The 13,948-nt window shown below is 45.9% G+C and carries 9 protein-coding genes; 7 read left to right on the top strand and 2 right to left on the bottom strand.

The window, feature by feature from the left end; genetic code table 11:
* Positions 1 to 149: 149 nt before the first annotated feature.
* Together RHM67_RS15405 and gltB are read right to left on the bottom strand one after the other, a co-directional pair.
* Entirely contained in the window at positions 150 to 1,631 is a 1,482-nt protein-coding gene (locus tag RHM67_RS15405; RefSeq protein ID WP_322227746.1) for a glutamate synthase subunit beta, read from the bottom strand.
* A gap of 8 nt (positions 1,632 to 1,639) precedes the next feature.
* Positions 1,640 to 6,163: a glutamate synthase large subunit gene (gene gltB, locus RHM67_RS15410; RefSeq protein WP_322227747.1), complete on the bottom strand. Its 4,524-nt coding sequence runs from the start codon at positions 6,161 to 6,163 to the stop codon at positions 1,640 to 1,642.
* A gap of 316 nt (positions 6,164 to 6,479) precedes the next feature.
* On the opposite strand from gltB, the gene RHM67_RS15415 reads away from it, so the two are divergent.
* The 7 genes from RHM67_RS15415 (at position 6,480) to hisB (ending at position 13,929) form a co-directional block, all read left to right on the top strand.
* Positions 6,480 to 6,971, top strand: coding sequence for an HAD family hydrolase (locus RHM67_RS15415; RefSeq protein WP_322227748.1), 492 nt, complete (start codon positions 6,480 to 6,482; stop codon positions 6,969 to 6,971).
* Positions 6,972 to 6,977: 6 nt separating this feature from the next.
* Positions 6,978 to 7,415: a DUF4844 domain-containing protein gene (locus tag RHM67_RS15420; protein ID WP_322227749.1), complete on the top strand. Its 438-nt coding sequence runs from the start codon at positions 6,978 to 6,980 to the stop codon at positions 7,413 to 7,415.
* A 9-nt stretch (positions 7,416 to 7,424) separates the two neighbouring features.
* Entirely contained in the window at positions 7,425 to 8,945 is a 1,521-nt protein-coding gene (locus RHM67_RS15425; RefSeq protein WP_322227750.1) for a hypothetical protein, read from the top strand.
* 347 nt (positions 8,946 to 9,292) lie between these two features.
* A complete protein-coding gene (gene hisG / locus RHM67_RS15430) occupies positions 9,293 to 10,144 on the top strand; it encodes an ATP phosphoribosyltransferase (protein ID WP_322227751.1) in 852 nt (283 codons plus the stop codon).
* A gap of 148 nt (positions 10,145 to 10,292) precedes the next feature.
* On the top strand, positions 10,293 to 11,579 hold the full coding sequence (hisD, locus tag RHM67_RS15435) for a histidinol dehydrogenase (protein ID WP_322227752.1): 1,287 nt from the start codon (positions 10,293 to 10,295) through the stop codon (positions 11,577 to 11,579).
* A gap of 125 nt (positions 11,580 to 11,704) precedes the next feature.
* Entirely contained in the window at positions 11,705 to 12,778 is a 1,074-nt protein-coding gene (gene hisC / locus RHM67_RS15440; protein ID WP_322227753.1) for a histidinol-phosphate transaminase, read from the top strand.
* A gap of 2 nt (positions 12,779 to 12,780) precedes the next feature.
* The gene (gene hisB, locus RHM67_RS15445; RefSeq protein ID WP_322227754.1) at positions 12,781 to 13,929 is read left to right on the top strand and encodes a bifunctional histidinol-phosphatase/imidazoleglycerol-phosphate dehydratase HisB; all 1,149 of its coding nucleotides are present in this window, start codon (positions 12,781 to 12,783) and stop codon (positions 13,927 to 13,929) included.
* Positions 13,930 to 13,948: the final 19 nt, after the last annotated feature.

Raw genomic sequence — 13,948 nt, forward strand, 5'->3', positions numbered from 1 at the left:
CGATAGAACAGTCGACGACATACCTATCGAAGATTGCCACGTCGCTACGCTCCTTACAGCAATGACGTTTTTCGAAATTCCCCACCAAAAAAGCCCTTGCAGAATTAACTGACAAGGGCTCGGGATTATAACTAACTGACTAATTATTCTTAATAAAACACCTGGTCGAACTGGTTAACCGCGTCCTTACTTTCCAGGTTGGAGTGGCCCATCAAAAACTCATCTACCTTGCGGGCAGCCTCGCGGCCTTCTGATATGGCCCAAACAACCAATGACTGGCCGCGGCGAATATCGCCCGCTGCAAACACTTTGCTTACATTGGTGCGGTAAACACCCTCTTTGGCTTTAACATTCTTTCGCTCATCAAGCTCTACGCCTAACTGCTCCAGGGTGCCTTCAAACTGCGGGTTAACAAAACCCATCGCCAGGAATACACGCTGGCAAGGTATCTCGCGCTCGCTGCCTTCAACTTCGTTGAATTTGATAGGGCGGCCCATTACATCAATCTCCCAGCTTACATCGGTCACTTTAAGGGCTCTTAGGTTACCTTCAGCATCGCCTAAAAACTCTTTAGTGTTAATACCCCATGAACGTTCAACGCCTTCCTCGTGCGAGCTGGTGGTCTTTAAAACCATTGGATAAGTTGGCCATGGCATGTGCGGTGTACGCTGCTCCGGTGGCTGCACCATTACCTCAAACTGCCTTACAGATCGTGCGCCCTGGCGGTTTGATGTGCCCACGCAATCGCTGCCGGTATCGCCACCACCAATAACAACTACATCTTTGTCGGTAGCAAAAATATCTTCCACTTCAACAGCAATGCTGCTAACGCGTTTGTTTTGTTGTTTCAGGAAATCCATGGCGAAGTATACGCCTTTAAACTCCCTGCCGGGGATAGGTAAGTTACGCGGGATAGTAGACCCACCTGCCAGTACTACCGCGTGGTGGTTACGCAATACCTCATCGGCAGCTACGTTTTTACCTACTTCGGCATTGCATTTAAACTCGATGCCATCCTCTTCCATGATCTGGATACGGCGGTCTATCACCCATTTCTCCAGTTTAAAATCGGGGATACCGTAACGCAGCAAACCACCGGGGCGGTCGTCGCGTTCAAAAACGGTAACGGCGTGGCCTGCTTTGCTCAATTGCGCGGCGGCGGCTAATCCTGCCGGGCCGGAACCTATTACGGCTACCTTTTTGCCTGTTTTGATCAACGGGGCAACAGGTTTAACCATGTTTTTAGAGTAAGCAACCTCTATAATATGTTTTTCAATTTCCTCGATAGCTACCGGTGGTTTGTTGATGCCCAGTACACATGCAGACTCGCATGGCGCAGGGCAAATACGGCCGGTAAACTCCGGGAAGTTATTTGTTGATGATAAGATCTGGTACGCTTCGTCCCAGTTTTTGCGGTATACGGCATCATTAAACTCGGGGATAACATTGCCAAGCGGGCAACCCGAGTGGCAGAACGGAATCCCACAGTTCATGCAGCGTGCCGATTGCTGGTTTAGTTTTTCATCAGAATACAAACCAACAAATTCATTATAGTTTTTTACCCTTTCAACAACAGGCGTTTTTTGGGGAAGCTCCCTGTTAAATTCCTGAAATCCTGTAACTTTTCCCATTCTGATATTTAGCTTACGGTTTGATACTCTAATTTTTCTAACACTTTTTTGTATTCCTTAGGGAATACTTTTACGAATTGCGATGATGCCTTACCCCAATTCTTCAAGATGCTTTGCGCCAGCTTGCTGCCGGTTAGGCTAACATGCTTCTTCAGCAAGGCGGTTATCTGCTCTTCGTCTTTTAACGATAGCGGGTCAAGGTCAACCATTTCGGTATTGCAGTTTTCTGCAAAGTTGCCCTTAGGGTTGTAGATCCACGCTAAACCACCGCTCATACCTGCCGCGAAGTTCCTTCCGGTTTCGCCCAGGATAAGTGCGCGGCCGCCGGTCATGTACTCGCAACCGTGGTCGCCAATACCTTCTACAACCGTTGTAGCGCCAGAGTTACGCACCGCGAAACGTTCGCCTGCCATACCCCTTACATACAACTCGCCGCTTGTTGCACCATATAGGGCAACATTACCTATCAGGATGTTATCCTCTGGTTTAAAAGTAGCGTTTACAGATGGATAGATGGCTAATTGCGCGCCGGAAAGGCCTTTACCAACGTAGTCATTGGCTTCGCCCTCCAGCTCAAAAGAAATTCCTTTTGCAGCGAAAGCGCCAAAGCTTTGCCCTGCAGATCCTTTAAATTTATAGTTGATGGTATTATCAGGCAAGCCCGCAGAACCATAGATCTTCGAAATTTCATTCGATAATAAGGTACCTATGGTACGGTTCACGTTGATAACATCAAACGTAGCGAATACCGGCGTTTTATCTTCCAGCGCTGCTTTAGCGGCTTTCAACAATTCCCAGTCGATGATCTCCTCCATACCATGGTCTTGTTTTTCGCTATTATAAAGCGTGCTGCCTTTGCTCACCGTAACAGGGTGCAGGATAGCCGACAGGTTAATGGTTTTCGCTTTCCAGCTTTTTAAGTTTTCTTTAACCTTTAAGAACTGTACGCGGCCAACCATTTCGTTAATAGTACGGAAACCAAGCTCGGCCATGATCTCGCGCAACTCCTCGGCCATAAAGCGGAACAGGTTTACAACATGATCCGGGCTACCGCTGAACAATTTCCTTAACTCAGGGTCCTGCGTGGCAACACCAACCGGGCAAGTGTTTAGGTGGCATTTACGCATCATTATACAGCCGCCGGCAACAAGGGCCGCGGTTGCAACACCCCACTCCTCGGCACCCATTAAGGTAGCAATAGCCAAATCGCGACCGGTCTTCAGCTGACCGTCCGTTTGCAATACTACTCGGCTGCGCAGTTTGTTACGTACCAATGTCTGGTGCGCTTCAGCAAGGCCAAGCTCCCATGGTAAGCCGGCATGTTTAACCGAACTTATTGGTGATGCACCTGTACCGCCATCATACCCGGCGATCAGAATAACATCCGCATGTGCTTTGGCAACACCCGCCGCTATAGTACCTACCCCTGCTTTGGATACCAACTTAACATTGATACGTGCAGCACGGTTAGCGTTCTTTAGATCGAAAATTAGCTGCGCCAGATCTTCGATAGAATAAATATCGTGGTGCGGTGGTGGCGATATTAAACCAACACCCGGTGTAGAGTGGCGTGTTTTAGCTATCCAGTCGTCAACCTTATGGCCCGGCAGTTGCCCGCCTTCGCCCGGTTTTGCACCTTGCGCCATTTTTATCTGTAACTCATCGGCATTGGTAAGGTAATTTGAGGTTACCCCGAAACGTGCCGATGCAACCTGCTTAATAGCCGAGCGCATCGAATCGCCGTTCGCCATTTTTTCGTAGCGCATCTCATCCTCGCCACCCTCGCCGGTATTGCTTTTACCGCCTATGCGGTTCATGGCAATTGCCATAGTGCTATGCGCTTCGTGCGAGATAGAACCGAACGACATCGCGCCTGTTGCAAAACGGGTCATGATGTTTTCTATAGGCTCAACCTCGTCAATGCTTATCGCTTCGCGGTGATGGGCAAAATCAAGCAAGCCACGGATGGTGTAATGCTTGTCTGCCTGCTCATTTATCGCGGCAGCATAATTTTTATATACCGTATAGCTGTTGCTGCGGGTTGCATGCTGCAGCAAGTGCACCGTGGTTGGGTTAAACAAGTGGGCTTCGCCACGGCGTTTCCACTGGTAAATACCACCCTCGGGCAATAAATGATTTTCTGTTTTAGGGCTGTTAAAGCCAATTTTGTGCTTGCAAAGCGATTCTTTAGCGATCTCGTCCAAACCTAAACCTTCTATACGGGTAACCGCGCCGGTAAAGTAATGGTCAACCACCTCTTTATTCAATCCCAAGATCTCGAATACCTGCGAACCGTGGTATGATTGCAGCGTAGAGATCCCCATTTTAGAGAAGATCTTCAACAAGCCATCGTTAACCGATTTTACGTAGTTTTTGTAAAGGGTTTTTATATCAAGGCTGGTTTCTAAGTGGCCATTATTCTTTAAAGTTTCAATAGTAGACAGCGCCAGGTACGGGTTGATGGCCGTAGCACCGAATGCCAGCAAGGTAGCAAAGTGGTGTACTTCCCAAACGTCGCCGGTTTCGGCAACAATACCTACCGCGCCACGGCGGCCTTTTTTAATTAAGTGGTGATGCACGGCAGATACCGCTAATAGCATCGGGATAGGCGCGTGTTCCGAGTCGATAGCACGGTCGCTTAGTATCAATACCTCAAAGCCATCATCAACGGCGTCTTCGGCATAGCGGCAAAGCCTTGCAATACCTTTTTGCATCGATCCCGGGTTGCCATCTGCATTATAATAAGTTTGCAGGGTTTTAGCGTGAAACATCCCGGTATCTATAGAACGCAGTTTTTCTAACTGGTGATTTTTCAATATCGGGTGGTTTAGCACAACGCAATGGCAGTGCATTTTATCCTCGTCCAACAAGTTGCCGTTGTTACCGATGAAGGTAGCCAAACTCATCACCAAACGCTCGCGGATAGGGTCTATCGGCGGGTTGGTAACCTGCGCGAAGAACTGCTTAAAGTAGCTGGAAAGGTGCTGTGGCTTGTCAGACAATATCGCCAAAGGCACATCGGTACCCATTGAGCCAATCGGTTCTTTACCATCCAAAGCCATTGGTTTGATGATGGTGTCGATATCCTCGCGGCTGTAACCAAATACCTGCTGGTAACGGTAAACAGCATCAGCACTAAGGCTGGCGAATGATAAACGCGGCTCAGGCAAATTACCTAAACGGATCTTATAATTATCAAGCCAGGTACCATAAGGCTGCTGGCCGCTGATTTCTTTTTTAATTTCTTCATCTGTTATGATCTTACCTTTTTCGGTATCTATCAATAACATTTTGCCCGGTTGCAGGCGCCCTTTGCGTATAACTGTACTTTCGTCGATCTTTAAGGTACCTGCCTCTGATGCGGCTATAACGCGGCCATCATTGGTGATCACAAAACGAAGTGGGCGAAGGCCGTTACGGTCAAGCAAGGCACCAACCAATTTACCATCGGTAAAGCTGATAGCGGCCGGGCCATCCCAGGGCTCCATTAAAGTAGCGTGGTATTCGTAAAATGCTTTTTTAATTGGGTCCATCTGCTCGTTGCCGTCCCATGCCTCAGGTATCAGCATCATCATTACGTGTGGTAACGAACGGCCGGTGTGCAGCAAAATTTCGATGATGTTATCCAAACAGGCACTATCAGACTGGTTGTTATCTATAACCGGCAAAAGCATCTCCATTTCCTCGTTGGTGAAATAGGCAGACGCGAAAGATTTTACGCCCGAATAGAACCAGTTAAGGTTACCGGTGAGCGTATTTATCTCGCCGTTATGCGCAATTAAGCGGAAGGGCTGCGCCAGTTTCCACGACGGAAAGGTATTGGTTGAGAAACGTGAGTGGATCAAAGCCAGGCCCGATGTAACGCGGGGATCGGCCAGATCAGGGAAGTACTTACGCAATTGGTAAGTGGTTACCTGCCCTTTATAAATAATGGTTTTACAAGAGAACGAGGTAAAGTAAAAATGCTCTGCCGCTGCCGGGATAGTTTCGGTAACAGTTTTATTGATATAGCGGCGCAAAACGTAAAGTTTACGCTCAAAATCTTCGGTGTTGGTTACCGCGCGGGGGCGTGCAACAAACAGTTGTTCGCTATCCGGCTCTGCCTGGCGGGCGGTTTCGCCAATTACAGATGAATTAACATTTAGCTTACGGTAACCAAGCAAAGTAAAGCCCAGTTTTTCGATAGCAGCGGCAATAATTTTGCGGCTGGCCTTCTTCAAAGCAGGCTCTTTTGGGAAGAATAACATACCTACACCGTACTCGCCCGGCTCGGGTAAACTGATCTCCAGATCAGAACATTCTTCCATTAAAAACTCGTGTGGGAGTTGAATAAGGATACCTGCGCCATCACCACTTTCGGGGTCGCAACCACATGCACCACGGTGCTCCATGTTCTCTAACATGGTTAAGGCATCGCTAACAATAGCATGCGATTTATGACCGTTTATATGTGTAATAAATCCTGTTCCGCAGGAATCGTGCTCAAATTCTGACCTGTATAGGCCCTGCTGGTTACAATCAGTTTGGTCCATTCTTTTATCCGCTTATTAGTGATGCGGGTAATAACGAAATTACCAAATTTTCATATTTTTATAAAATAGATGCTTATTTTTTTAAATTTATCAAAACAATGCCGTTTTTTTGCAATTCAATTATTAAGTCGACAATAATCATATACTTTATGTATGAATTTAATAATTCTTAACGTTTATTTAATATGCACACATAGCAAATTAACATAATAATCTAATTTTGCCGATACCCCTCCCAACCCTCCCGTAAGGAAGGGCTTAAATCCGCCCCTATCGGGGTAGATATAGAGGGGACTTATTTATACCTTATATTAACATGGCCGAAAAAATTAAAGCAGTATTTTTAGACAGAGACGGGGTTTTAAACCGCGAAATGGGTGATTACGTTTGTAAACTGGAAGATTTCCACGTATTGGATAATTTTGACGCGCTTAAGGAACTGCAAGACCGTGGCTATATGCTGCTGGTAGCTACTAACCAGGGTGGTTTAGCCAAAGGCTGGTATACCGAAACTGAACTTGGTAAAATGCACGCGCACTTAAAACAGGTCTATCAGGAACATGGTGTAGAAATAACCGACTTTTTCTATTGCCCCCACCACCCCAACTTTACCGGCGACTGTGATTGCCGCAAACCAAAACCGGGTTTGTTATTTCAAGGGATCGAAAAATATAACGTCGACCCATCCCAATCATACTTTATTGGCGACCGCGAGCGCGATGTAGAGGCCGGCACTGCCGCAGGCGTTAAAGGCATTTTGATTGATAGCGACCAGCCCATAAGCACCGTTTTGGATCAGATAGCATAATAGCAGATGAAGAAAATATCTTTTATCATATTAATGCTGATGGCTTTTGCACTTACTACCGCATCTGCACAAGACGAAAACTACCAGGCAAAGCAGCAGCTTAATCAGTTTAAAATAAAGAGCACGCTAAAGACCGAAACCGGTGAGATCAATTACCGCGGTTTGTCTAAGCCCGAACTGCAATCCAAACTAAATAACATCTTAAACGTTTCTGCTGATGACTTTGTAAGAACGCTGAATAACGAGCCTTCGCAGAAGAAGTTCCTGGAGGATGTAAAATTGGGATTATCCCGCTTCAACGGTTTTTATGCCGAACTTGATGCCGAGGATAAAACCCGCATTTGTGCGTACTTTGCCAAACTGATGGACGACGTGGGCATGGAAAGCCCCGAAGCGCTATTAAACAGATGGATCCAAAACCTGGAACCTGCCAACAAACAGTAAACGAACTACATGCAGATACCTGACAAATTAAAAAACTACGACACGCTGCTGTTTACGGCGATGGCTTTTTATGCCATATACCTGTTTACCAGTTATAGCGGCATAGGCATCTCGCCCGATTCTATCATGTACACCAGTGCCGCCCGTAGTTTCGTCGCGCATGGCACCCTGCATACGTTCAATAACATCCCCATTGTAGATTTCCCGGTATTTTACCCGCTATTTTTAGGCCTTATTAGTTTTGTAAGCCAGACAGACCCTGTTGCTTTTGGCGCGGTACTCAACATGTTTATGTTTGCCACGCTGGTATTTACCAGCGGGTGGATCATGTCGCGGTTCGTGCCGTCTTCGCACGTATACAAATGGCTGGTATTGGCGGCAATCATATTAAACCCCGGCTCGTTGCAGGTGTACTCCTATCTATGGTCGGAAACACTTTTTATCCTCGAGGTACTGCTCTTCATCATCGTTTTCCGCAAATATTTGCTTACCCACGCAGGCAAGTGGCTCATCTTTGCTGCCGGTATTGCCGCTGTGGCTTGTATCACCCGTTATGCCGCGGTAACTATCGTTGGTACAGGTGGCTTGTTATTACTGCTGGACAGGAAACTACCTATTAAGAAAAAGATCATTCATATATTAATATATGGCGTAGTTTGTATCTCGCTGCTAGTTGCCAACCTTACGTTCAACGCCCTGCACACCGGCACGGTAACCGGCCCAAGGGAACCATCGATAACATCCTTCAGCCAAAACCTTTATTATTTTGGCAGCGTGTTTTGCGAGTGGATGGGTATGAACCCGGATATGTACCCGGTGTTCGCTTTACCATTAGGCATCATTATTTTGGTTGGCTTCATAGCCGCGCTGGCCTTTAACTTTACCCGCCGCAAGCTGGATAGCTTTGAGAACCTGGCCATCACCTTCGCGCTGGTTTACGGGTTGTTTATTGTACTGTCATCTACCTTTTCGCGGTACGAACGCATCAACCCGCGCCTACTCGCGCCTATGTACATCCCCGCCTTATGGGGTTATACTAGTTGGGGCTTGCTGCTTTTAAAACGCATTTTAGATAAACGGGTACGCATAGCTGTGGCTGCTATATTTATACTGATGATGCTGGGTTATATCACCAAGATATTTTTGGTTGACAAACAGCGCTACAACGACCAGATAGCCGACGAATACGGCAACCCCGGCTATACCGATAACGACTGGATGGACTCCGAATTTGCCAAATATTTAAAAACTATTGATAAAGGCATGTTTGCGCCGAATGTGGGTATATATTCGGATGCACACGAAGCGGTTTACTTCTTCTCGGGAATGTCATCATACCTGGTGCCGCATATATTCTTTAAAAAGGATGTAGAGAAATTTTACAAGATCAAACGCTTCTACCTCATCTGGTTCAACAACCTCGAGAACCCGGAACTCATCAACATTAAAGACATCCAAAAGGTAAAAAAACTGAAAGTTATAAAGCAGTTTGACGAGGGTGCTATTTATGAGTATGAGGGAGAAAGATAGTCTGAACTCGAATTTAGGAATTTAGGAATTTAGGCTAATTCATTCTGTTAATTCACTAATTCCAAAAATTCGAGTTCAAACAATTACATAAGCACTTATACATATTGCCATTCTTATAAAAAAGCACATCAAAAATTATATTTTTGATAATCATTTTCACATAAAATTTTGATTTAATAAAATACGACATATATTTGCATCGCTTACCCAAAGCAAAATATAAAAATGAACGGACTTAACACATATCATTTACATCTGCACCATCACCACCATGTGGTGATCAGATAATATATGTTTCTACGCGAAATATCGTCCTCTGTTTATATTCATTTCCTAAAAATAAATTTGTGAAAACATTAAAAATAGCGATCCAGAAATCGGGTCGGCTCAACGAAAAATCCGTTGAATTATTAAAAAATTGCGGCCTTAATTTCGAAAATTATAAGAGCTCGCTTATCTCCCCCGTATCAAATTTCCCGTTAGAGATCCTTTTTCTGCGTGATGATGACATCCCCGAATATGTACAAGACGGCATTGCCGACCTGGGCATTGTAGGCGAAAACGTGATAGAGGAAACCGAGGTAGAAGTAAGCTACCTGCAAAAACTTGGCTTTGGTAAATGTTCGCTAAAAATAGCGGTACCAAACAATAACAGCATCACTGCTTTAGATCAGCTTAACGGCAAGGCAATCGCTACCACCTACCCGGTTATATTAGGGAAATACCTTAAAGAAAAAGGCATATCATCTGATATCCGCACCATTTCGGGTTCGGTAGAGATCTCTCCGGGCCTTGGTTTAAGCGATGCCATTTGCGACCTGGTATCTACCGGCGGCACATTAAAAAGCAACGGACTTGTGCCATTTGCGGATGTGATGAGCAGCGAGGCGATATTGATTGGCCAAAAAGGCAGCGAGAACGATGACCTGATCAAAGAACTGATCCAGCGCATCCAGTCGGTATTGCGTGCTAAAGAAACCAAGTACGTGGTACTGAATGTAGAGCGTAAAAACCTTGACGCGGTAATCGCATTATTACCGGGCGTTAAAAGCCCATCGGTAGTGCCATTGGCCGAGGTTGACTGGGTGGCAGTACACACCGTTATCCCCGAGCGCGATTTTTGGGACCGCATCAGTCAGTTAAAACAAGCCGGCGCGCAAGGCATTGTAGTAATGCCGATAGAGAAGATAATATTATAAAGCCCCACCCAAACCCTCTCCGCTGGTAAGCGGAAGGACTTTGTGGAGTGGGTTTAAAAAAATAAAAAGTCTCCCCAACCGGGGGAGATTATTCACAAGGTGTTGTTCTTATGGTGTTCATGAGGGCTACGCCGTTTAGAGGGTGCTTATGGAGACATTCAATTATTCAGAATTAAGTAAAACCGATATCGCCCGCCTGGTACAGCGTAATGTTGACCCTGCGAACGAGATCCGTGCTTTGGTTGAGGAGGTTATAGAAAACGTTAAGCAACATGGCGATAGCGCCCTGATTGACTACGCCAGCAAGTTTGACAAAGTTGACCTGACCAAACTTTACCTGGACAAGGCCGAACTGGAAGAGATCGCCTCAGCGGTATCCGAAGATCAGCAGGAAGCTTTGCAAACGGCTTACGCCAATATCTATAAATTCCACAAGGCGCAGTTAAAAGACGAGGACAAGGTAGAAACCATGCCCGGCGTAACCTGCTGGCGCGAGCTACGGGCAATTGAAAAAGTTGGCCTTTATATCCCCGGTGGTACGGCTGTATTGCCATCTACGTTTTTAATGCTGGGTATCCCTGCAAGGATAGCGGGATGCAAGGAGATCGTAGTTTGCTCGCCACCGCAAAAAAACGGCAAGGTTAACGCGTTTATCGCCTATGTAGCGTTGATGCTGGGTATTAACAAAGTTTATTTGGTTGGTGGTTCACAGGCCATCGCCTCTATGGCTTACGGTACGGAGACTATTGCGAAGGTTGATAAGATCTTTGGACCAGGCAATCAGTTTGTAACTAAAGCTAAAACCATTATTCAATCAACCACTACAACTGCTATAGATATGCCTGCGGGCCCTTCGGAAGTTTTGGTGATTGCTGATAGAAGCGCCAAACCTGCTTATGTAGCCGCCGACTTACTGGCACAGGCCGAGCACGGGATAGATAGCCAGTCGATACTGGTATGTACTTCGCAGGATATCGCTGATAAAACTTTGGCAGAAGTACAAAAGCAACTGGCCGTTTTACCACGTTACGAAATTGCTAAACAAGCATTGGATAATTCATACATCATCATCACCCAAAATTTGGATGAGGCGATGGATTTCAGTAATGAATACGCGCCCGAGCACTTAATTTTAGCGACTGAAAAATGGAAGGAGCTAACGCCAAATATCATCAACGCCGGTTCGGTATTCCTTGGTAATTTAACCCCGGAGAGCGCGGGTGATTATGCATCCGGCACCAACCATACATTGCCAACCAGCAGTTATGCAAGGGCATATTCGGGTGTATCGGTAGATTCGTTTGTGAAGAAGATAACCTTCCAGTATTTAACCGAAGAAGGCATCAAAAATATAGGCCCCTCGGTAGAGATACTGGCCGAAATGGAAGGCCTGCACGCGCATAGGAATGCGGTGAGTGTGAGGATGAAGAAATAAGAAGTAATGAAATAACAAATAAGCGCGTCGTTGGGGCGAAAGCCTCACCTAAATCCTTTCCAAAGGAAAAGACTTAAAAACAATAGAACCTCTCCTTTGGAGAGGGCAGGTGAGGCTACCTCGCAATGACAGACGGAACTAAAGACTATACAATGTTCGAGTTAAACAACATATTACGCGAAAACATCAAAAACCTAATCCCCTACTCATCCGCACGTGATGAGTATACGGGCGAGGCAAGTGTGTTTTTGGATGCGAACGAAAACGCGTTCGGTTCGCCTTTGGAACAGGCCTACAACCGCTATCCCGACCCTTTGCAGTACCGGGTAAAGATGAAGCTGAGCGAAATTAAAGGCGTACCTGCCCGCAACATCTTTTTGGGCAATGGCAGCGATGAAGCCATCGATATCCTGTTTCGCAGTTTCTGTAACCCGGGGGTAGACAATGTGATAATCGTACCGCCAACGTACGGCATGTACCAGGTATCGGCCAATATTAATGACATCGAGGCCAAAAAAGTATTACTTACCGAAGAGTACCAGCTCGACCTTGACGGCATTTCCGAAGCTATTGATAAAAACACTAAACTGATCTTTATCTGCTCGCCAAATAATCCAACGGGCAATTCCATCAACCGTGATGATATTGAAACCTTACTGGCAAACTTTAACGGTTTGGTTGTTATAGATGAGGCTTACATCAATTACAGTCGCCAAAAAACCTTTATACAGGAATTGACCGAGTACGCCAATTTAGTTGTGCTGCAAACCCTTTCCAAAGCCTGGGGGCTGGCAGGTTTACGTGTTGGTATGGCCTTTGCCAGCGAGGAGATCATCGAGGTGATGAACAAAGTTAAGCCACCTTATAATATGAACGAAGCATCGCAGCAACTGGCTTTGCAGGCGCTAAACAATGTATCGCTGGTAAACCTTTGGATCAAAGAAACGCTTGAACAGCGCGACAAACTGGTGCTTACCTTAAAAGAGTTTGATTTTGTGCTGGACATTTATCCATCCGATGCCAACTTCATTTTAGTAAAAACCACCAACGCAAAAGCCATTTACGACTTTTTGGTGCAACACGGCATCATCATCCGCGACCGCTCTAAAGTGGAGCTTTGCGAGGGCTGCCTGCGCATCACCATCGGCACGCCAGATGAAAATAAAACACTGATAGAAACCTTACAGCAATACAAATAATAATGAGCAAGCTGCAAAAAGTACTTTTTATTGACCGCGACGGCACCATCATTAACGAAACACCCGATGAGCAGATAGATTCGTTCGCGAAGCTGACGTTTTACCCCGGCGCTTTGCAATACCTGCCAAAAATTGCCGCCGAATTGGATTTTGAGTTAGTAATGGTAACCAATCAGGATGGTTTAGGTACAGCCGTTTACCCGGAGGACACCTTTTACCCGGTGCATAATTTCATCCTCAAAACGTTTGAGAACGAGGGCGTACACTTTTCGGATCAGGCTATCGACCGTACTTTTCCTGCTGACAATGCCCCTACCCGCAAACCGGCAACGGGCTTGTTAACAAAATATCTGGATGCAACTAAATACGATCTGGTCAATTCATTTACCATTGGCGACCGTAAGAACGACGTTCTGCTGGCTAAAAACCTGGGCGCAAAAGCTATCTGGCTAAATAACAAGTCGGGTTTGGGCGATGGTGAGTTTAAAACTGAAACAGATAGCGATATTGCCGGTGTAGTAGCCTTGCAAACCATAGAGTGGAATGATATTTACGAATTTTTAAAGCTAGGTCAACGTGTTTTTGAGCACAGCCGGGTTACAAAAGAAACCGACATCCGCATCAAAATAAACCTGGATGGTACGGGCGAGGCTAAAGTTTCAACAGGCCTGCACTTTTTTGACCACATGCTGGACCAGATCGCCCGCCACGGCAGCATCGACCTGGAAGTTACCGCCAAAGGCGACTTGCATATCGACGAGCACCATACCATTGAAGATACCGGCATCGCGTTAGGCGAAATTTTCGCTACAGCATTGGGCAATAAAATGGGTATTGAGCGTTATGGTTTCTGCCTGCCTATGGATGATTGCCTGGCACAGGCCGCAATAGATTTTGGCGGGAGAAACTGGATAGTATGGGATGCCGTATTTAACAGGGAGAAAGTTGGCGACGTTCCTACTGAGATGTTTTACCACTTTTTTAAATCGTTCAGCGATGCATCGAAATGTAACCTAAACATTAAAGCCGAAGGGCAAAACGAACATCACAAAATAGAAGCTATATTTAAAGCCTTTGCCAAAGCCATAAAAATGGCCGTAAAGCGCGACGTTAATAAAATGGTTTTACCTTCTACTAAAGGACTTTTGTAGGGAGGCAAGATGACAGGAA

This window comes from Mucilaginibacter sp. 5C4, from assembly GCF_034345625.1.
In the GTDB taxonomy this organism is placed as follows: domain Bacteria; phylum Bacteroidota; class Bacteroidia; order Sphingobacteriales; family Sphingobacteriaceae; genus Mucilaginibacter; species Mucilaginibacter aurantiaciroseus.